Annotated in this window: 16 protein-coding genes, 1 tRNA gene and 1 pseudogene; 12 read left to right on the top strand and 6 right to left on the bottom strand. The window is 61.6% G+C overall.

Annotated elements, in window-relative coordinates; translation table 11 throughout:
- The first annotated feature begins 76 nt into the window (after window positions 1-76).
- On the top strand, window positions 77-670 hold the full coding sequence (locus AC1DVW_RS20060) for a TetR/AcrR family transcriptional regulator (protein WP_477325305.1): 594 nt from the start codon (window positions 77-79) through the stop codon (window positions 668-670).
- 59 nt (window positions 671-729) lie between these two features.
- On the opposite strand, the gene AC1DVW_RS20055 is transcribed toward AC1DVW_RS20060, so the two are convergent.
- On the bottom strand, window positions 730-1,647 hold the full coding sequence (locus tag AC1DVW_RS20055) for a peptidylprolyl isomerase (protein ID WP_477325303.1): 918 nt from the start codon (window positions 1,645-1,647) through the stop codon (window positions 730-732).
- Window positions 1,648-1,899: 252 nt separating this feature from the next.
- Between AC1DVW_RS20055 and secA the strand changes: the two genes are divergently transcribed.
- Complete coding sequence (gene secA / locus AC1DVW_RS20050) at window positions 1,900-4,632, top strand: preprotein translocase subunit SecA (RefSeq protein WP_477271055.1); 2,733 nt, start codon at window positions 1,900-1,902, stop codon at window positions 4,630-4,632.
- A 225-nt stretch (window positions 4,633-4,857) separates the two neighbouring features.
- On the opposite strand, the gene AC1DVW_RS20045 is transcribed toward secA, so the two are convergent.
- Window positions 4,858-7,446 carry an ATP-binding protein gene (locus AC1DVW_RS20045; RefSeq protein WP_477325354.1) on the bottom strand — a complete coding sequence of 863 codons (2,589 nt, stop codon included), beginning with the start codon at window positions 7,444-7,446 and terminating at the stop codon, window positions 4,858-4,860.
- 243 nt (window positions 7,447-7,689) lie between these two features.
- On the opposite strand from AC1DVW_RS20045, the gene AC1DVW_RS20040 reads away from it, so the two are divergent.
- From AC1DVW_RS20040 to AC1DVW_RS20005, 8 genes are all read left to right on the top strand, one after another.
- Window positions 7,690-7,962 (top strand): DUF4242 domain-containing protein, encoded by a 273-nt coding sequence (locus AC1DVW_RS20040; protein WP_477271053.1) that lies wholly within the window; start codon window positions 7,690-7,692, stop codon window positions 7,960-7,962.
- On the top strand, window positions 7,940-8,227 hold the full coding sequence (locus AC1DVW_RS20035; protein ID WP_477271051.1) for a hypothetical protein: 288 nt from the start codon (window positions 7,940-7,942) through the stop codon (window positions 8,225-8,227). The genes AC1DVW_RS20040 and AC1DVW_RS20035 overlap by 23 nt, the downstream gene beginning before the upstream one ends.
- 175 nt (window positions 8,228-8,402) lie before the next feature.
- A complete protein-coding gene (locus AC1DVW_RS20030; protein WP_477271050.1) occupies window positions 8,403-8,897 on the top strand; it encodes a hypothetical protein in 495 nt (164 codons plus the stop codon).
- 331 nt (window positions 8,898-9,228) lie between these two features.
- Window positions 9,229-10,641 (top strand): lipopolysaccharide biosynthesis protein, encoded by a 1,413-nt coding sequence (locus AC1DVW_RS20025; RefSeq protein WP_477325301.1) that lies wholly within the window; start codon window positions 9,229-9,231, stop codon window positions 10,639-10,641.
- On the top strand, window positions 10,641-11,921 hold the full coding sequence (locus AC1DVW_RS20020) for a GNAT family N-acetyltransferase (RefSeq protein WP_477325299.1): 1,281 nt from the start codon (window positions 10,641-10,643) through the stop codon (window positions 11,919-11,921). The genes AC1DVW_RS20025 and AC1DVW_RS20020 overlap by 1 nt, the downstream gene beginning before the upstream one ends.
- A gap of 139 nt (window positions 11,922-12,060) precedes the next feature.
- On the top strand, window positions 12,061-13,218 hold the full coding sequence (locus AC1DVW_RS20015) for a YncE family protein (protein ID WP_477325297.1): 1,158 nt from the start codon (window positions 12,061-12,063) through the stop codon (window positions 13,216-13,218).
- Between the two features lie 74 nt (window positions 13,219-13,292).
- The gene (locus AC1DVW_RS20010; RefSeq protein WP_477271042.1) at window positions 13,293-13,502 is read left to right on the top strand and encodes a hypothetical protein; all 210 of its coding nucleotides are present in this window, start codon (window positions 13,293-13,295) and stop codon (window positions 13,500-13,502) included.
- 366 nt (window positions 13,503-13,868) lie between these two features.
- Window positions 13,869-15,449 (top strand): alpha/beta hydrolase, encoded by a 1,581-nt coding sequence (locus AC1DVW_RS20005; protein ID WP_477325295.1) that lies wholly within the window; start codon window positions 13,869-13,871, stop codon window positions 15,447-15,449.
- A gap of 655 nt (window positions 15,450-16,104) precedes the next feature.
- Here AC1DVW_RS20005 and AC1DVW_RS20000 read toward each other — a convergent pair.
- The 3 genes and pseudogenes from AC1DVW_RS20000 to AC1DVW_RS19990 form a co-directional block, all read right to left on the bottom strand.
- Window positions 16,105-16,320 (bottom strand): annotated as a pseudogene (locus AC1DVW_RS20000) (quinone-dependent dihydroorotate dehydrogenase); the annotation flags it as partial.
- Between the two features lie 98 nt (window positions 16,321-16,418).
- Window positions 16,419-18,443 carry an acyltransferase family protein gene (locus AC1DVW_RS19995; protein WP_477325293.1) on the bottom strand — a complete coding sequence of 675 codons (2,025 nt, stop codon included), beginning with the start codon at window positions 18,441-18,443 and terminating at the stop codon, window positions 16,419-16,421.
- A 467-nt stretch (window positions 18,444-18,910) separates the two neighbouring features.
- Window positions 18,911-18,995 (bottom strand) — tRNA-Leu (locus AC1DVW_RS19990).
- A gap of 275 nt (window positions 18,996-19,270) precedes the next feature.
- Here AC1DVW_RS19990 and AC1DVW_RS19985 point away from each other — a divergent pair.
- Both AC1DVW_RS19985 and AC1DVW_RS19980 read left to right on the top strand, forming a co-directional pair.
- A complete protein-coding gene (locus AC1DVW_RS19985; RefSeq protein ID WP_112562267.1) occupies window positions 19,271-19,858 on the top strand; it encodes a YqaA family protein in 588 nt (195 codons plus the stop codon).
- Between the two features lie 65 nt (window positions 19,859-19,923).
- The gene (locus AC1DVW_RS19980) at window positions 19,924-20,442 is read left to right on the top strand and encodes a disulfide bond formation protein B (RefSeq protein ID WP_436261508.1); all 519 of its coding nucleotides are present in this window, start codon (window positions 19,924-19,926) and stop codon (window positions 20,440-20,442) included.
- A gap of 160 nt (window positions 20,443-20,602) precedes the next feature.
- Here the strand turns inward: AC1DVW_RS19980 and AC1DVW_RS19975 are convergent, their stop codons facing one another.
- A complete protein-coding gene (locus AC1DVW_RS19975; RefSeq protein ID WP_008874122.1) occupies window positions 20,603-21,160 on the bottom strand; it encodes an HNH endonuclease in 558 nt (185 codons plus the stop codon).
- Between the last annotated feature and the right edge of the window lie 49 nt (window positions 21,161-21,209).

Raw genomic sequence — 21,209 nt, 5'->3', positions numbered from 1 at the left:
GCATAAAACGGATCGTTTCGTTTCATCAAGAGACCCTATATGATCCCTGGAGAAATGGTCCGCAGGGAACAGACAGATGGGCGATGATGCCGATCCCGGGCGCAGATCGATCGGTGCGCGGCGCAACCCCGACAGCGCCGGCGCCATTCTCGATGCCGCCGAAGCGGTGCTGGTCGAGGCTGGCTATGCGGGCTTTTCGATAGAGGCCGTGGCGCGGCGAGCGCGTGCGGGAAAACCGACGATCTACCGCTGGTGGCCGAGCAAGGCCGCCTTGCTGCTCGAAGTTTACCAGCGGGGCAAGCGCGTCGACACTCCCGACACCGGCAATTTGGAGGAAGACCTCGTCGGTTTCCTGAAAAACCTGTTCTCGCACTGGCGCCAGACGTCGTCGGGCAGCGTGTTCAGATCGCTGGTCGCCGAAGCCCAGTCGGATTCAGCCGCTGCCGCGGCCCTTGCCGACTATGCCAGGGGCCGCCGCGCCCATACCGGCCAGATGATCGAACGCGCCAAGGCGCGCGGCGAGGTTGCGGCCGATGTCAACGCCGAGCTTGTCGCCGACCTGATCGCCTCCTTTGCCTGGACGCATCTTTTGACCGACCGCCTCGACGAAGACGAGGCAACACTACGCGCCGCGGTCCGCTACGTGATGCACGGCATAGCCGTGCGCTAAAAAGCAAAAGGGCGCGGCAACCCTTGGCTGCCGCGCCCCACTACAAAGTCTTTCAGGCCTTACTTGGCGCTTTCCAGCGTATCGACCGCCTTTTTCAGGTTCGCGTCGGGAATCTCGACCTTGGCGGCGGCGCGCAGCGACTTGACCAGCGCAAAATACTTGTCGCGGATGACGGCCTGCTTGGCCTGGTCCTTGACGTCGTCGAACGCCGGCGGCTGCTTGACGCGCTTGTCCTCGACCTTGATGACGTGCCAGCCGAACTGCGACTGCACCGGCTCCTTGGTGTATTTGCCGACCTCGAGCGCGAAGGCGGCCTTGTCGAATTCCGGCACCATCTGGCCAGGTCCGAACCAACCGAGATCGCCGCCGCTGGTCTTGCCTGAGGGATCGCTGGTGTGCTCGTTGGCAAGCTTCTGGAAATCGGCGCCGCCGTCGAGCTGCTTGATGATCGCGTCGGCCTCTTCCTTCGTCTTCACGAGGATGTGACGGGCATGCACCTCATTGACCGGCGGGGTGTTGGCGATTTCCTGGTCGTAGCGGGCGCGAATTTCGGCGTCGGTGACCTTGTTGACGACGCCCTTCTCGACCAGCTCGCCATGCAAGGCACGCTGCTGCAGGAACGCCATGCGGCGCTGGAAATCAGGATCCTTGTCGAGGCCGGTGGTGACCGCCTGGGCGGCCATGACGCGGATCTCGATGGCCGCCGAAAGGGCAGCGGCGCGGCGCTGTTCGGGAGGAAGCTGGGCGAATTGCTGCGACAGCTCGCCTTCGGCAAGCACAAGGTCTGCCTCGGTCAGCGTCTGACCGTCGATCGTGGCTACAACGGCATTCGGATCGACCGGTGCGGCTGCGGGTGCTGCGGCCGCCGGCTGCGCCGGGGCGGCATCTTCCGCCATCAGCGGCGACACGGAGAGAGCCGACAGGCCGAAAGCCAGACCAAGGCTGGCGAGCGACGCACGGCGGAACAATAAGGACATCAAGATAACTCCAATGGGGGATTGCGAGAGCGGGAAGGGCTTGCAGATCAGCCTGATTGTGGCGGAATTTGGCGCGACCCCGAGGGCGAGCGCGGCGTTGACATCAGTTGAGCCCCCTCTTATCTGTCCAACGACTTTGCGTCCAGAACCGTTTTCCGGGCGCTTTTTGTGTTCGTCCGCGTATCACGCGGATGTGATGGGGCCGGCCGGCACCCGTCTCAAGATTGAGAATTCTATCGAAAGGACCATTGGATGGTCAGTCTCGGCGGTCTCGCCCGTAAGGTTTTCGGCTCCTCAAACGATCGCCGCGTCAAGGCGACCCGGCCCCGTGTCGAGGCGATCAACGCCATGGAAAACGAGATGCGGGCGCTCTCCGACGCCGAGCTCGTCGGACGCACCGACAAATTCCGCCAGGACATCGCCAACGGGGCCAGCCTCGACGATCTTTTGGTGCCGGCCTTCGCCACCGCGCGCGAGGCGGCACGCCGTGTGCTCGGCATGCGCCCGTTCGACGTGCAGCTGATCGGCGGCATGGTGCTGCACAATGGCGGCATCGCCGAGATGCGCACCGGCGAGGGCAAGACCCTGGTCGCCACGCTGCCCGTCTACCTCAATGCGCTGGCCGGCAACGGCGTCCACGTCGTTACCGTCAACGACTATCTCGCCACCCGCGACTCCGAATGGATGGGTCGCGTCTACAAGTTCCTCGGCCTCTCGGTCGGCGTCATCGTCCACGGCCTCTCCGACGAGGAGCGCCGCGTCGCCTACGCCGCCGACGTCACCTACGCCACCAACAACGAGCTCGGCTTCGACTATCTGCGCGACAACATGAAGTACGAGCGCGCCCAGATGGTGCAGCGCGGCCACAATTACGCGATCGTCGACGAAGTCGATTCCATCCTGGTCGACGAGGCGCGCACGCCGTTGATCATTTCCGGTCCGCTCGAGGACCGTTCGGAAATGTACAACACCATCGACACCTTCATCATCCAGCTGCAGCCGCAGGATTATGAGATCGACGAGAAGCAGAAGACCTCGATCTTCACCGAGGAAGGCACCGAGAAGCTGGAGAACCTGCTGCGCGACGCCGACCTGCTCAAGGGCGAGTCGCTCTATGACGTCGAGAACGTCGCCATCGTCCACCACGTCAACAATGCGCTGAAGGCGCACCGGCTGTTCCAAAGGGACAAGGACTACATCGTCCGCAACGGCGAGATCGTCATCATCGACGAGTTCACCGGCCGCATGATGCCGGGCCGCCGCTATTCGGAAGGCTTGCACCAGGCGCTGGAAGCCAAGGAGCATGTGGCGATCCAGCCGGAGAACCAGACGCTGGCCTCCGTCACCTTCCAGAACTATTTCCGCCTCTACAAGAAGCTCGCCGGCATGACCGGCACGGCACTGACCGAGGCCGAGGAATTCGGCAACATCTACAATCTCGACGTCACCGAGATCCCGACCAACTTGCCGGTTATCCGCAAGGACGAGGATGACGAGGTCTACCGGACGGTAGAGGAAAAATACAAGGCGATCGTCAAGGAGATCCGCGAAGCCAGCGCCAAGGGCCAGCCGACGCTGGTCGGCACGACGTCCATCGAGAAATCCGAGCAGCTGGCCGAGCGCCTGCGCAAGGAAGGCTTCAAGGACTTCGAAGTGCTGAACGCCCGCCATCACGAGCGCGAGGCGGCCATCGTCGCCCAGGCCGGCAAGCCCGGCGTCATCACCATCGCCACCAACATGGCTGGCCGCGGCACCGACATCCAGCTCGGCGGCAATGCCGAGATGCGCATCGCCGACGAACTTGGCGACATGCCCGAGGGACCCGAGCGCGAAGCCATGGAAAAGGCAATCCGCGAGGATGTCGCGCGTCTCAAGGAAAAGGCGCTCGCCGCCGGCGGCCTCTACGTGCTGGCCACCGAACGTCACGAATCGCGCCGCATCGACAACCAGCTGCGCGGCCGCTCCGGCCGCCAGGGCGATCCAGGCCGCTCGAAATTCTTCCTGTCGCTGCAGGACGACCTGATGCGCATCTTCGGCTCCGAGCGCATGGACGGCATGCTGCAGAAGCTCGGCCTCAAGGAAGACGAGGCGATCATCCATCCGTGGATTAACAAGGCGCTGGAAAAGGCGCAGAAGAAGGTCGAAGCGCGCAACTTCGACATCCGCAAGAACCTCCTGAAGTACGACGACGTCTCCAACGACCAGCGCAAGGTGGTGTTCGAGCAGCGCATCGAGCTGATGGACGGCGAGGGCCTGACCGAAATCATCGCCGAGATGCGCGAAGGCGTCATCGACGAGATCGTCGCCAAGGCCATCCCCGAAAACGCATATGCCGAGCAGTGGAATGCCGCCGGCCTCAAGGCCGAGGTCGCCGAATTCCTCAATCTCGACCTGCCGATCGAGGATTGGGTCAAGGAAGAAGGCATTGCCGAGGACGACATCCGCGAACGTATCACTGAGGCGGCCGACACCGCCGCCAAGGAACGCGCCGAGCGTTTCGGCCCCGACGTGATGACCTATGTCGAGCGCTCGGTGGTGCTGCAGACGCTTGACCACCTCTGGCGCGAGCACATCGTCAATCTCGACCATCTGCGTTCGGTTGTCGGCTTCCGCGGCTACGCCCAGCGCGATCCGCTGCAGGAGTACAAGGGCGAGGCGTTCGAACTGTTCCAGGCGATGCTGGGCAATCTGCGCCAGGCCGTCACGGCGCAATTGATGCGCGTCGAACTGGTCCGCCAGGCGGCCGAAGCGCCGCCGCCGGAAGCGCCGGAGATGTTCGGCCTCCATATCGACGGCACCACCGGCGAGAACGACTTCGAAGGCGGTGAGACCGCGCTTCTGGTCCGTCAGGAACAGAACGCCATCGTCGCTCCCGAAGATCGCGACCCCAACAACCAGGCAACCTGGGGCAAGGTCGGCCGCAACGAGGCCTGCCCTTGCGGCTCCGGCAAGAAGTACAAGCACTGCCACGGCGCGTTCGCCTGATCACTGATAGGTTGGCGGGGCAGCGCCCCCCTCTGTCCTGCCGGACATCTCCCCCACACGGGGGGAGATCGGCAGCTGCGCTGACAGCGCCTTTTCTTCAACCTTGGGGATTGGCGAAAGCCGACGCGACATCCAATCTCCCCCCTCGTGGGGGAGATGCCCGGCAGGGCAGAGGGGGGCGCGAAGGATCGCCGACCTTCGATACCGTCCCTCCCGAACGACTTCCTACAGCAACCCCGAATCGCGCGCCGCAGCAGTCGCCTCCCCGCGCGAAACAGCCTCCAGCTTGCCCAGCACCGCCGACACATGATGATCCACCGTCTTCGGTGAGATGGTCAGCTGCTCGGCAATCCGCTTGTTGGAAAAACCGCGTTCGATCAGCTGCAGCACTTCCATCTGGCGCTGGGTCAGGCCGGCCTGATTTTCGCGCGTCGTGCGGCGTGGCCCCCGGGCGATATTGTTGACGCCGTTGCGCCGCATCGTTTCACGCACATGCTGCGCCACCGGTCTGGCGCCGAGGTTCTCGAAAATCTCCAGCGCCAAACGCTGCGCCTCCTCGTCGCCCTGGGCGAGGGCAAGTCCGCGTTCATAGGGCGCGTTCAGCTCGGCCCAAAGCGCCGCCGCCCCCTGCCAGTCGCCGTCAAGAAGCAGTTGGTAGGGCGCGGCCATGCCTGACGTATCGCCGGGGTGACTATGCGGAGCCAGCTTCTGGCGCCATGTCGCCAGGTCGCTGAAGACCGCCCGTGTCGGTGACAGGCTCTCGGCCAGATCGATCAGCCGCAGCGCCTCATCTCTGTCGCCTTGCCCGAGCCATGCCCGCTCGGCCATGACACAACCATAGGGCGCCAGCCGCTGCAGCTCCGTGCCCTTTTCCAGGAACTGTTTCATTTCCTGCAACAGCGGTTCGGCCGAAGGATCGCCGCGCCGTATCCTGAGCTTCGCCAGCGCAATCAACGCGGGATAGCGGACCAGCATGGTCGCATGATCGTTGGACAGCACATCGAGCGCCTCGGTGGCGGCCTCTTCCCATTGCCCCTGGCGCAGCAGCAGCTGCGCCAGCACGCCGCGCATATAATCGCGCCAGGTGACGAGATCGTTTTCGACGCAATAGTTGATGCCGCGATCGAGGAAGGACTGCGCGACGTCGAAGCCAAGCTGGTTCATCTCGCTGCAGGCGCTGTTGGTGAAGGCGCGCGCCGCATGCTCCTGAAAATTCTGCTCGAGCGCGATCTCCAGGCTGCGGGCAAGGTGCAGCCGTCCCGCTGCCAGATCCAGCCACTGCCCGGCGCTGCCGAGATTGTTGAGCGCGTGGCAGACGATGTCGGGCCGGTTCATGCGCTCGGCAAGCGAGACCGCCTTTTCGCCAAGCAGCAACGCCTCGTCCAGCCGCTCGGCCAGCATCGCCAGTTGCGATAGGTTGGAGTAGGCCATGGCGAGTTCTGCGCCGGCCGGCACGGTTTCCAGCAGCGTCACCGCCTGCTCGCCGAAGACGTCGGCGGCCTTGCGATCGCCCATCAGATAGGCAAAGCGCGACAGCCATCTCAGGCAGTCGCCTTCCTTCGCTCTGTTGCCTTGAGCCTGATGCAGGAGGCGCGCCTGGTCTTGCGCCTCGATGGCCTCTTCGATCTCGCCGATGAGGTGGCACTCGAAGGCATATTTCTCATAGAGCACCGCGCGCTCCATCGCCGGCAGGCTGTCGGCATGGCGCAGGGCGACCTCATAATAGCCAGCGGCATCGCGATGCGCGCCGACGCGGGAGGCCTCGCGCGCGGCAATCGGCGCCAGTTCGCGCACGGCTTCCAGATTGTGCGCCTCCACCGCGTGATGCACCAGGCGACCGGCGGAGACGTCGCTGTTTTCGAGCAGGGCAGCCAAAGCGCGCTGGTTGAATTGCCGCCTGTGGCTCGTCGTCAGCATCATTTCGACGGCGCGGCGGGCGATCTCGTGGCGGAAGGCATAGCCGTCGCCCATATCGTCCAGCAGGCCGGCGGAGACGCATTCCGCCAGCTGCCCGGCGCTGGCGACGCCGCACAGGCCCTGCAGTGCCCACGCATCGGCGCGCCTGGGAAATACCGACACCGCGTCGAGCATCGAGCGGGCGCCGGCCGACAGCCGCTCGGCCCGCGCCAGCACCGCGTCGCGCACGCTGGCCGGCGGCGTCGTTGCATTTTCGGCGCACAGCAGTTCGGTGACGAAGAAGGCGTTGCCGGCGGTCGCCCTGTAGATGGCGTCGCCATCGCGGCCCGCCGCATCGGCGAGCGACAGCACGGCCGCCTCGCTGAGCAGCGGCACGTCGATGCGCGCGACATTGCCTGCCGGGATTTCACCCAGCGCCCGGCGCACCCGCATCTGCGCTTCGCTGCGGTCGTTGCGCGCCGTTACCAGAAGCAGGATGTGGGTGTTGGCGATGCGCCGGCCGAGAAAGCGAACGAAATCCAGCGTCGCGTCGTCTGCCCAGTGCAGGTCCTCGATCACCAGCAGGCTTGGCTGCGCCTTGGTCTCGAAGATCTCGAGCGCATCGGAAAACAGCGGCAGCCTTTGCCCTTGCCGGTGGTCGATCGCTTGCGGCAGCGCCCATTGCGCCTCCCGGGCGAGATCATAGAGCGGCCCGAGCGGATCGGGTATCGACAGATCCTCGCAGGCGCTGCGCAAGATCCGCGTGCCTTCCGCCGCGCGCTCGATGAAGGCCTCGACGAGCGACGTCTTGCCGGCGCCCGCCTCTCCTCCCAGCGCCGCCACCCGGCCACGGCCGCGTGCCGCCTCCATGAGCAGGCCGTCCAGTTGCTCCAGCTGTGTCTGCCGTTCCAGAAGCATCGTCATTCTCTCGCGAGATCGGGGGTTTGCCACCTGGTGGCTGCCGCAACGATAGCCCCAGGCGCGAGCCTTGCAATGTGACTTTCCACACATTGCGGTGACTCTCTCCACAAATAACGTCGCCAACATAGGGAATCGTCCCGCCAAAAATAGGGAATGGCTCCGATGTGCGCTCTTGCCGGACGTGATCATTGTCCAGCCGCGCTCGGACCGAGCGTGACTCAATGAGAAGAGGAACTTCCCATGCCTCGTTATGTGGTGGAACGGACATTTCCAGACGGGCTCAACGTGCCGATGACCGAAATCGGCGCCGATGCGCTCGGCGGCGTCGTCATGCGCAACGCCGAAAAAGGCGTCACCTGGGTGCAGTCCTTCGTGACGCCCGACAAGAAGCACAGCTTCTGCATCTATGACGGCCCCTCGCCCGAGGCGATCCGCAGCGCGGCCCACAAGAATTCGCTGCCGGTCGACAAGATCATGGAGGTGCGGGTTCTTGACCCTTACTTTTACCGTTGATCTCGAGCCGATCGATGAGCATCAAGCTGCCCTTCGCGGCGATGGCGACCTGCTTGCTGGCCTGCCGGTCGGTGAAGCCGCGCCTGTCGTGGGAGGTCAAGCAACCTCCCTGCTCGGCCGTCTATGGCGGTTCGCGGCGAACCTGCCTTCGCATCTGTATGGCAGGCGGCGATTGCCCCCGGAAGACGATTATCTGAGGCGCGACATCGGCCTGTCCGAGCGTATCCAGCGGGAATACTGGCAATATTACTGGTGGGACCACTGATTTCGCAAAACCGTTTTGAACGGCAAGGACATTTCGAAAACCGCAAAGGCCACCTGGCCTGAATAAACCGGACGGTCAGTCCGTTCCGGATTGCAAACCAGACGCCGCAGCGTTGCAACGGCCCGGCCTCACGGCCGGCCGTCCTGTCGCGTCATCAACAACGAATGGAACGATCATGACCAAAACGCTTTGGACCGGGTGCTTCGCCGCCCTCCTGTCGATCGCGGCCACGGCCGCCCACGCCCACGACGCCAACATGCTGGCCGACATGGTGCGAACGGCCAACGACCGCTTCGAGAACGTGGCGGCGGCGACCGCCGAAGGCTACGCGCCGATCCCCTGCGCCAGCGGCATCACCGGTGGCGCCATGGGCATCCACTACGTCAATGGCGCCTATCTCAAGGACGACGCGGTCGATGTCGCCAAGCCCGAGGCGGTGATGTACGAGCCGATGGCCGACGGAACGCTGAAGCTGGTGGCGGTGGAATACATCACCTCGAAAGGCCCGGCGTCGCTTGGCGGGCAGCTGTTCAACTTCAACAGCGCCCCCAACCGCTACGGCCTCGGCCCGTTCTACGAGCTGCATGTCTGGGCCTGGAAACAGAATCCGACCGGCACCTTCGCCGACATGAACCCGAACGTGTCGTGTGAGGCGATGAAGGGGATGTAACGCGGGTCTCTTCCTTCTCCCCGTTCACGGGGAGAAGGTGGCCCGAAGGGCCGGATGAGGGGCAGCTCCGGGGTTGGCGATTGGCCGATCTGTCCACTTCAGGGGGATGCCTTTACTGCGGGAGCCCCCACAAACGCCGCTTCTACGAACAAATTCATCGCCTTGCACATATCGCAGAAAATCCCCCAAAGCTTGCGTTGCCCCTCATCCGCCTGCCGGCACCTTCTGCCCGTATAGAGACGGGGAGAAGGCCTCCCTCCGCCCACGTTTTCTTAATGTGTTTTGGCTACACCGAACCCAGAAAAGAGGCGGAAAACGGAGTGAAATCGGGGTGCGCTTTTCCGCGGCCACGACAGCCGGGCGGTTCTTGCCGCAGCGCTTGGCGCTGCGCATAAGGCCGTTGCTTGGCCGCATCGATGCCGTGCTGTTCACCGCCGACGAGCGCGGCGAAGCCGGCCGCATGTCGATCATCGCCTTCTCCATCCGCATCATCAGCGCCGTCATCGCCTTCGTCAGCCAGGTGCTGATGGCGCGCTGGATGGGCTCGTTCGAGTACGGCATCTTCGTCCTCGTCTGGGTGACGATGGTCATCGTCGGCAACCTCGCCTGCCTCGGCTTCCACACCTCGGTCATCCGCTTCATCCCCGAATACCGCGAGCGCGGCATGATGGACGAATTGCGCGGCATCGTTGTGGCCAGCCGCCTGTTCGTGTTGATCGCCTCGACGCTGTTCGCCGGGCTCGGCGCGCTTGGCGTCTGGCTGTTTTCGTCCTTTATCGAAAACTACTATGTCGTGCCGTTCATCCTCGGCGTCATCTGCCTGCCGATGATCGCGATGGGCGACCTTTTGCAGGGGCTGTCGCGGGCCAATTCATGGGCGCTGTTTGCGCTGTCGCCGACCTATCTGGTGCGGCCGGTGCTCATCCTGGCGCTGATGGCGCTGATGCTGCTGGTCGGCTACGCGCCCGACGCCAAAACCGCGATCTTCGCCTCGATCGCGGCCACCTACGCCACCACGCTGGCGCAGCTGATCGGCGTCACCACGCGCATGGACAAGAAGATCCCGGCCGGGCCGATGAAGGTGCATTTCGCGCAATGGTTCATCGTGTCGCTGCCGATCTTCCTGGTCGAGAGCTTCTTCTTCCTGCTCACCAATGCCGACGTGCTGATGGTCGGCGCCTATCTCGACCCCAACGATGTCGCCGTCTATTTTGCCACCGTCAAGACGCTGGCGCTGGTGCATTTCGTCTACTTCGCGGTCAAGGCCGGCGTCGCCCAGCGCTACGCGCAATTCACCCATGGCGACCCCGACAAGCTCGCCGCCTTCGCCCGCGAAACGGTGTCGTGGACCTTCTGGCCATCGCTGGTGATGGCGCTGCTGGTGCTGGCGCTGGGCTGGCCGATGCTGGTGCTGTTCGGACCTGAATTCACCGCCGGCTATCCGCTGCTGTTCCTGCTGGTCTTCGGCGTTGTGGCGCGGGCGGCCGTCGGCCCGTGCGAAAGCCTGCTGACGATGAGCGGCAACCAGAACATCTGCGCCGCCGTCTACGCCATGACGCTGGCCTTCAATATCGGCCTCAATGTCTTGCTGATCCCGCTGTTTGGCCTGTGGGGCGCGGCGATCGCCACCAGCTTCGCCATGATCTTCGAGGCCAGCGCGCTGTCCTTCACCGTCTGGCGCAAGCTCGGCATCGTCATGCTGATCTTCGTGCCCGCCGTGCCGGCCGCCAGGGGAGATGCCTGATGGCCGCGACCCCGTTGCTCGAGGAAACCAGCGGCGGCCCGGCCGGCGCCATGGTGTCCGGACTTGCCGGGCTGCAGCGCGACGCCGATCCCGCCCATCTCGAGATCCTGGCCAACAACCGGCCGCTGCGGAAGCTGGCGATCTACCCGGCCTCCGCCGGCTTCGACTTGGTCGAGGAACTGGATTATCTGTGCACACGCACGGTCGAGCCGAACATCTTCTTCAACCCGCGCTTCCTGGCGCCGGCAATGCCGAGGCTGGAAGACCGTGAAGTGCGGCTGGCCGTCATCCGCGACGGCGACGAATACCGCAACCGGCTGCGGCTGCTGGTGCCGTTCTCGGTGGAAAAGCCGGCGGTGCCGCTCGGCGTCCCGGTCATGCGCACCTGGTCGAGCCCGTTCGGTCCGATCGGCACGCCGCTGGTCGACCGCGACGATCCGGTCGGCGTCATCGAGGATTTCTTTGCGATGCTGTCGCGGCCGCATCTCAAATTGCCAAAGGTCTTCGTCCTTCCCGACATGCGGCTCGACGGCGCGGTGGCAAGCCTGCTCGCCAGCGTCGCCGAGACGCGCGGCCTGACGATGGTCACCACCGGCAAGGCCGAGCGGCCGTTCCTTGAAAGCGAGCTCGATGGCGACGCGTACCTCAAGGCGTCATTGCGCTCGCATCATTACCGCGAGTTCCGCCGGCTGAAGCGGCGCCTCGCCGATCTTGGCAGGTTGGAGCATGTGGTGGCGCGCGGACCCGATGAGATCCGCCACGCCATCGAAAGCTTCCTGACGCTGGAGGCCGCCGGCTGGAAGGGCCGCGAGCGCACCGCCATGGCCATCGACCGCTACCGCGCCGCCTTCGCCCGCGAGGCCGTGCACCGGCTGGCCGAACACGATTTGTGCCGCATCCATTCGCTGACGCTGGACGGCCGCACCGTCGCTTGCCTGATCGTTTTCGTCGAAGCCGGCGTCGCCTACACCTGGAAGACCGCCTATGACGAAAAGCTCGCCGCCTATTCGCCGGGCACGCTGCTGATGATCGAAGTGACCAGGCAACATCTCGACGACCCCAACATCATGATGACCGATTCCTGCGCAGTGCCCGACCACCCGGTGATGAGCCGGCTGTGGAGCGAGCGCAAGCCGGTCGGCTCGCTGGTCATCGGGCTGACGCCGGACGCCGACCGCCTCGCCCGTCAGGCGGCCTCGCAGCTGCATCTCTACCGCGAGACCCGCAACATGGCACGCATCCTGCGCAACCGCATGAAGAGCCTGCTCGGGCGGCGCTAGTCCAGAGATGGTCTTCCAACGCAGGCACTTCGGCTGCTCAACCGTATACCGAGGCCTGAAAAGGCGCTGGATCAACCACGAAACACACGCTATTGGTCCCGGCGGCAATTTCAGCCGGCTTTTACGACACACCATCCAGATGATCACAAATTTTTCGCGTCACGCCAGTGCCGGTGCGGCCATCCTATCGCTTGCACTCCTGCCCGCTCGTGCTTGGGCCGATACTTGTCCCGAGGATTGCAGCGAGCCCGCGCCGCCCGTCAACATCTACAGCCACACAGCCGCCGGCCATCTCAGCCCGGCCACGCTGGGCGCGCTGCCCCGCGTCTATGTGCCGAACCGCTCCTCCAACAGCGTCACGGTGATCGACACCATGACGCTCAAGGAAGTCGACAGGTTCTCGGTCGGCAGCAAACCGCAGCACGTCGTCCCTTCCTGGGACCTGAAAACACTCTGGGTGGCCAACAACGGCACCGGCAAGAACGGCAGCCTGACGCCGATCGATCCGATGACCGGCAAGCCTGGCTCACAAATCGCAGTGGACGATCCCTACAACATGTACTTCATGCCGGACGGCAGCGCGGCCATCATCGTCGACGAAGCCCTGGAGCAGCTCGATTTCCGCGATCCCCACACCATGGCGCTGAAATCGAGCCTGCCGACGCCGACCTGCCCCGGCATCAACCACGCCGATTTCTCGGTTGACGACGCCTACGCGATCTTCACCTGCGAATACGGCAATGGCGGGCTGGCCAAGATCGACCTGAAGAACCAGAAGGTGCTTGGCCATCTCGACTTCTCGAAAATGGGCATGCCGCAGGACATCCGCCTCTCGCCTGACGGCAAGATCTTCTACGTCGCCGACATGATGAATGACGGCGTGTTCCTGGTCGACGGCGACAGCTTCAGGGAAATCGGCTTCATTCCGACGGGTATCGGTGCCCATGGCTTCGTCGTCAGCCGTGACGGCAAGCGGCTCTACGTCTCGAACCGCGGCTCGCACAGGATGGAGCAGGGCAAGGCAAAGGGACCGGGCAGCGTGACGGTGATCGACTTCGCCACCCGCTCGGTCGTTGCGCAATGGCCGATCCCCGGCGGCGGCAGCCCCGACATGGGCAATGTCAGCGCCGACGGCAAACAGCTATGGCTGTCCGGCCGCTTCGACAGCGACGCCTACATGATCGACACGACGAACGGCGCCGTGACCAAGATCCGCGTCGGGGTCGAGCCGCATGGCCTGACGGTCTGGCCGCAGCCGGGGCGGTACTCGCAAGGGCATACGGGGAATATGCGGTAGGTTGCGTTTGCGGGAAAGACTGATTCCCCTAACCGGGAACAAGAAGTGAAATAATTCAGGCACTTGGCGAATGGATGGGACAAATCCTGTGCCTCCAAAAGTCATTATGCTTTTCGTGCGGCTTGCCCACCCTGAAGGGCAACCTCAACGTCGAAGGCGACGTCTTCGCCAGCGGCTCGATCATCGACACCACTGGCAACACCAACACCACAGCCAATAGCTTGGCAGTATCCGGGCAATCGATTCACTTGCGGGAACGGGGCTGCACGATCAATCCAAAATGAGTTGCCAACTTCCACTACGCCCGCTTGCCGATAACCGAACATTAGAATATGCTTGTATGGCATATCTAAATGGGGGGAGTGAGGGGTGCGTGGATGTTCGCACGGGGCTACTGTTGTATCTTATCGAACCCGATGATGTGGAGGCAAAGGCCTTCAAGAACTTTCAGGGCAAAGATCGGGAAAAGCGACCTTCAAAGCACGATCGATAAATTGTCGCCGACCTGAAAAACATTCGTAGAGAAACACCGTTAGCTTCGCATCGATAATAGGCGCGACCGTTACTCATTCGTCGGGCACGTCAGACAGCGCGTCCGATTTTTGTGCAAGCCAAGGTTATTCCAACCTTTATTTTAAAGGGGGGGGCAAATGCCGACCGTTTTCAGATTCACTTTATTCGCTATTTATCGGGCGTCCGTTCTCCCAATCATGCTGGCTGCGTTTCTTGTTTGCGCAGGTGGTGGAGAGCTGTTCGCGGGCGAGTTCAAGAAGGCGGACTGCTGGTTTGAAGTTCCGCGGGATCGCACAATGACATGCGGAACCCTGCGTGTGCCCGAGAACCGTCAGACGAAAACTGATGCTGAAATCGTTTTATCCGCAGTCGTCTTTGAACCGGATCTCGAACGGCACGAGCCAATCGTATTTCTCACGGGTGGGCCGGGTCAGCCCGTCGAAATCGGTAGCAGAGAAGACATCGATGGATGGTGGGACTTTATTGGTGCCCAAAGCTGGATGATTGGACGCCGAGTGGTTGTCGTCGATCAACGCGGAATCGGGAAGTCCGATCCGTCTCTAGACTGCTCTCCTTTTTTCGTAGTTGATCACTGGAATTCCATTTTGCCCAGTCTCGACGCGGAAAGCAGACTAGTCGATGTCCAGAAGAAGGAGCTTCTTGCGTGCAGGAGCGCCTTGATCGCCAAGGGAATCGATCTCAACGCCTACACCTCCGAACAAAATGCCGAGGATATCAACGATCTTCGAAAGGCCCTCGGGATAGAAAAATGGGTACTTTATGGGGTCTCATACGGCACGCTTCTGGCCTTGGAAGTGATGAACCAGCATCCCGAAGGGGTGTCCGCGAGCATATTGGACTCAGTTGTTCCGATGGACATCAACTACCTGGATGAAGACGGCCCAAACCTTGATCGATCACTCGCCATTTTGCAGAAGGACTGCCTGAAAGCGAATGGCTGTAAGCAAGGATTAGCCGAAGCCGTCCACTCCATCGCTAGGCAACTCGATCGTCAGCCAGCGCTCTTGCGTAGCGCGGAGAAGCATCCGCGATACACATATGTTTCCGGTGCAAACTTCCTCGATCTTATATTCGGCATGCTATACGACAGGGAGACTATACCAAGCCTGCCGGAGCTGATCGTGAGGACATACAAACAGGACTACCGGCCGCTGACGGATATCATGTTTGAACCCGATGACCTCGAAATCTCCCAAGGTATGGACTTTTCGGTAACTTGTTCCGACACCGACCCACCTGACCTGAGCGGCAAACATGACCAATACTGGGCAAACTGGGCCGAACGGAGTGACTACACCTGGGCATGCCCACTCTGGCTCGCTGATGATAGGCCCGCATCGTTAAAGAAGCCACGTCGCCTTGATATACCTACCCTGCTGTTGTCAGGAGAATATGATCCGGCCACGCCGACTGTCTGGGCGAACCGGGCAGCCAAAACGCTTCCGTTCGGGCAAGTGGTCGTTTTTCGAGGAATCGGACATGATGTGATTGATTCCGATCCTTGTGGTTCGAAGGTGGCGGACGATTTCTTGGCAAACCCTCGACGCAAGCTGGACACTGAATGTATCGACCAGCTGGGGGCTCCCGAGTTCCCAGGCAATGTCGAGGAACTATGGTCGGGGCTGTCCGGAATGGCTTCAAAACAGAGAAGATTGCCGTTTCGATCCGGGCATCGCGCTGCGATTTCGATCGAGTAGCACGTCATTCGTCGAGAGGCAGCTTAATCGCTTTTGTGCGTTAGGACTCGGAATGGAAGTTCCGCGCTGGTCGGCCGTGCCTGGTAATTGCTGCGATGACAAACCCCAAGATTTGTCCTCACTCATAGAACTAATATCCCGCATGCGGAAGCAACCAAGTAGCGATATCCCTGCCTTGCTAGGCTTTTGGTCTATGCGGAATCTGCTCTGAACATCGCGGAAGCCACAAGCTTCCGCTAAAAGGTTCCGCGATATCAAAGATCGAAAAAATGAAGTGGTGCCCCTAGCCGGCATGGCGGGGGATTTCTAACTAGCTCTTCCGACCGATCTTTTCCCTTTAAATGCAAAGAGTTGCGAGAGGATCGCCTCCGAGGCACTGACAGCTAAGTGTACCTCGTTGGTAGCCTCTTGGTGTACCCTCGTCAAGACTTGGCTGCCTGCAACAAGGCCCATCCGAGATCCCACACCGGGGTTTCGGGGCACCTATGGTGGCGGGCCGCGTTTCCGTTGAGCGGCGACGCCCTACATTCAATGGAAGCGGACATTTAATCTCGGTGCAGCAGTGTTGTGCCTCCGGCCAACTAGCATGGAAATTCTTGCTTCAGGCTGTTTTAAAGTTCCATCACCCTCGAGTTTTCTCGTGAGAGAGAGACTAAAGAATGCGGCCGGGCAGCGCCGGTCCGGCATAGATCATGCCAGTGTAGAGCTGGACAAGATCGGCGCCGGCGCGGATTTTCTACAGCGCGGCATCCGCGCTATCGACGTCGCCGACGCCGATGATCGCCATGTCCCGGCCGAGCAGCCTGCGCATTCGGGCAAGCACCGCGGTCGAGCGCTCGAACAACGGCTTGCCGGAGAGCCCGCCCGTCTCGCCGGTGGAAGCCGTGCTGCTACGACGGTATCCCTGCTTCGCGTCCGGCGAAAATCATCGCTATAATTCGGGATGCTTGCGAACGCGCAGGGCCATGGTCAGTTCTGAAAAGCGGTCATCGTATCAAGGCGAGCGAGAACGGCCGCTGCCACGCCGTCCGCGCCAAAGCCATTGAGGTGGCCATTGTCAAAATAGAGCGGCAGGCCATTCAGCTCTGCCCGGCAGAAGCTTCCGTCGTCTCCGGTGCAAAGCAATTCGGCGGGGTCAACCATGCTTACACCTGGCTTGTTTACCTGTGAATCGAGGAATGCTGTCGCAGAGGCGGTTCGACTGTCATGTATAGATCGGCTCTCACCAATATGTTGAACCGGAAAGCCGCGTAACCAGTGAGAATACATATAGCGCGGGACGTCCCAAGGCATTTTGGGTACGGGATATATCAGCATCACCGCCTTGCCGGCTGCTCGGTACTGGTCGATCTCTGTCGCCATGGCCGAAGTCATGTCTTGAATTCGATCAGTCGTAACGTGTTCTCCTCGCCGTACGTTGTGAGTCGCGGTAGAGCAATTCTCGAGGCAATCGAAATATCCTGGCCAGTCGGCAGCAATGACCACCGCCTTGATACGATCATTATCAAGGATGTATTGATGAAACGCACGATGAAAAGCCTCGCATTCGTCAGAACGGCCCGGTTGTATCGAGGAAAACGGAAGACAAGCATTCCACAGGAACGCCTGTAGCGCGTAGGGGCGATCGCCCAACTGCGTCGTGGCTCGCCAGAACAATTCCTTGCCGTGGCTGTCACCCAATACAGCTACGATGGGGGTTCCCGCCCTGCCAAAAACGCAGAAATCATCGAAGCTGGCAGGTATAGTGTTGCCGCACTCGTCACGTAGCGGGCTAATCTCCTTCGCGCCATCGTCGATCAGTTTTGCCTGACTCGTGAAACGCTGCGGGATGCCGTGAAGCAGGTGAATGGACAGGCCAACAGTGCCAAAGAAAAGCATGCCTGCCCCCGTGAAAGTAAAAATCATACGCCGGCTGACGCGTTTGGGGTCACGGAAAGGATTTTCTACATAACGCCACACCAACCAAGCCAGGAGTATGGTGACAGCGATCAAAATCCACCATTGCCATGCCGATATTTCCACCAGGTACAACCGCGCGAATACAAAAAGAGGCTGATGCAAGAGATAGGCACTGTAGCTGATGAGGCCGATCCCGCGGAGCAATGGGGTCGTCAGGAGCGAATGCGCCCATGTTGCGGGAGTGGCGTAAGTCAGCACCAGCGCCGCGCCCACCACGACAAGGGAGGCGCCGATGCCGGGACTGGGAAAGCTCTGGCCCGCTCCAAGATAGGCTGCGAGAATGGCCACCACGCCCAGGGCGCTCAAGGCTTGAAAGATTCGCGGTTGCCGTTTGTAAGCATTCGCTCGATCAATGTGGATGAGGGCGAGCATCGCTCCCGCGAGGAGTTCCCATTCGCGGCTAGGCAGCAGAAAAAAATTGGCCGCGGGAAAATTTCGGAGTCCGTATTCGGCAAAAGCCAGGCTGGATAAAGCGATAACAAGCAGAGCCGATATGGGGCGTATCTTATGCTGGCGCAGTAATATAAAAAGCAATATTGGAAATAGTATGTAGAACTGCTCTTCAACACCTAGAGACCACGTATGAATTAAAGGTTTGTATTCGCTTACAGATTCGAAATATCCATTCTGTCTGGCGAAGAGCATATTCGAAGAGAATACGGTTGTTGCAAAAAGACTCTGACCGAAATTCTTGAATTTATCGGAAAGCATTATAAAGGTAGCGGAGATCGTCGTTGCGAAAAGAACAACGAAGAGAGCAGGCAGAATGCGACGGCAACGTCGTTCATAAAACTGGATTAACGAGAAATTGCCGGCCGTGATCTCTCGCCGCAGGATACCCGCAATCAGGTACCCGCTGATTACGAAGAAGATGTCGACGCCAAGAAAGCCACCGGGAAGCCAGCCAAAGCCCGCGTGAATGATCAGGACCGGAAGGACTGCCATCGCCCGGAAGCCGTCGATCTCCGCGCGATGCGCGATTGCATATGGTTTGGTATCGTCCAATAAAGGATATGTCGTACCGACGACACTCATTGTGCTGCTATGTGATGGATGACGACGCCATACGCGGCGATCGCGGTCAACGCCTGTACGTTGGCGTTGACCGCGATTGCTTCGTTTCGATCGTCAGCGGTAGCCACCAGATTCCTCGGCGAGTCGTTGTCTCCCTGGCGCGGCAAGGCAGGTTCCGCCCGACAATCGCCGTATCCGCGAACTCGCGCAATTCAGCCATTCGGCTGCTGACAGGCTAATACCATAGTCGCAGGTGATCTCTGTTCCTCACATCGGCTATCGTGGCTCGATGCCGATGTCGCCGGGCAACGGAGAGGGCCTCGACCCGACAAGCCTCAAAGCGGTCTGGATGCCCAGTGATCGAGCTGGCTGTCGCGTAGCTCGCCAACGGACCGCAGCCGTTCCGTTTCCGCGAAACGCGCCATCCCGGAACGGTCCTTGCAACGAGAATGCGATTGTCGAAGAACTGCAATTCAACGGGTGGGAAGTGGTGCCCCTAGCCGGAATCGAACCAGCACTCCTTGCGGAACTCGATTTTGAGTCGAGCGCGTCTACCAATTCCGCCATAGGGGCTCAGGCCGGAGGGCCTGGATGGGCGCGGACTATACGGTTGGAGGCCTGTTCGTCAACTGGCCAAATGCGCCGCCCTGCCCTGCTTGCGGCAAAAGCCCGCCTTTCGGTTTCGTGTAGCTCCTGCCATTGTGCGGCGCAGAAAATCTTTCTAGACAGGCCGCGAGTGAAAGCGCGCCCGGCCTGAGAGATCGACGTGGCGCGCTTCGATCATTGTTTGTGCATGCCGTTGTCCCGAAGCCGCTGCGCAGTTTGGGCGACCTGCATCAGGAGAGCCGATGCTTCGCGGACTTTACGACTGGACCTTGTCGCTGGCGGCACGCAAATCCGCCGAATGGTGGCTGGCCTTCATCGCCTTCGTCGAAAGCTCGGTGTTCCTGGTGCCGGCCGACGTGCTTTATCTGCCGATGGCGCTGTCCCGACCCGACCGCGCCTATCGCTACGCGCTGATCGCCACCGTTGCCTCGGTTCTGGGCGGCATCGCCGGCTGGTTCATCGGCCACTATGCCTATGACGCGGTGGCAAGACCGATCCTCGAATTCTACGGCAAATATGATGAGTTCGAGCATCTGCGCACCTCGTCGGGCGTCGGCTTCATCATCCTGATGCTGATCACTTCGGGCGCCGCGCATCTGCCGCCGATCAAGGTCGTGACCATCCTGTCGGGCGTCATCGGCGTCAATCTGCTGCTGTTCATCGTGCTCGCGATCGTCACCCGCGGCGCCCGCTTCCTGCTCCTGGCCTGGCTGTTGCGTCGCTATGGCGAGCCGATCCGCGAGTTCATTGAAAAGCGTCTCGGGCTGATCGCCGGCGCGGCGGCCGCTGCCCTGATTTCGCTCTATATCGTGGTCAAATACGCCTTCTGACCGCCCAAGGCGGGCGGTGGTTCAGAACTATGCCGGCGGACGGCGAATTCAACGGACGAAGACCCATGACAGCGACCATGAATGCCGATACCGGACGCCAGCGGACGCGCACGGCTTTGTTTCTCGCCGTCGCCATGGCCGCCACGGTCGGCTCCGCGCTCGCCTTCCAGCACATAGGCGGCTACATCCCCTGCCACCTCTGCCTGGAGCAGCGCACGCCCTATTACATCGGCGCGCCACTGATGCTTTTGGCGGTGATCGCCTCGATGCTCAGCGCGCCGGCCTGGCTGACGCGCGGCCTGCTCGCCATCGGCGGCCTGCTGATGCTCTACGGCCTCTATCTCGGCGTCTATCACTCGGGCGTCGAATGGGCCTGGTGGCAGGGTCCGGCTGACTGCACCGCCGGCGCCGGCCCGGTCGACACCGGCGGCAAGGGCGTGCTCGACGCGCTCGACAAATTCGTGCCGCCCTCCTGCGACAAGGCGGCACTTCGCATCCTCGGCCTGTCGCTGGCCGGCTGGAACGCCATCGCCAGCTTCATCCTCGCCGCCGTCGCCTTCCGCGGCGCAATGGCCCGCGATTAATCAAGCGCCAGACCCCGACGCGAGATCGTTCAAAGAATTCGGCAGGCTGAGTCGTATGGAGTGATTGTCGAGAACCGAAGCGGAGCGTACTCAAGTACGTGAGCATCGGAAGCGCAGACGATCGCTCCAGACGGCCAGCCTCCCGAATTCTCGAACGATCTCAGGGTTCCAGTTCGACATCCCAGTACAGATAATCCATCCAGCTTTCATGCAGGTGGTTGGGCGGGAACAGGCGGCCATTGTTGTGCAGGTCGTGCACCGTCGGCTGATAGGGTTTTTGCAGCGGCCACATCTTGGCGTGCGCCGGCATCATGCCGCCTTTCCTCAGATTGCAGGGCGAGCAGGCGGCAACGACATTCTCCCACGTCGTCGCACCGCCGCGGTGGCGGGGAATGACATGGTCGAAAGTCAGATCCTCCGGCGTGCCGCAATACTGGCACTGGAAACGGTCGCGCAGGAAGACGTTGAAGCGGGTGAAGGCCGGATGCCTGGACGGCTTCACATAGGCCTTCAGGCTGACGACGCTCGGCAGCTTCATCGAGAAGGTCGGCGACGACACGGCATGCTCGTATTCGGCGACGATGTTGACCCGGTCGAGAAACACCGCCTTGATGGCGTCCTGCCACGACCAGAGCGACAGGGGGTAATAGCTGAGCGGACGGTAATCCGCATTCAGCACCAGCGCTGGAAGCCCATCCGGAGATACGGCAACCGTCACCTTGTTGACCTCCTAGTTCAAGAACCGATCGGCGCGGATACTGTAAGCC

It is taken from the genome of Mesorhizobium sp. P3_B5, from assembly GCF_056402815.1.
The sequence above is the reverse complement of the archived record's forward strand: the minus strand, read 5'-3'. Positions and strand labels throughout refer to the sequence as shown.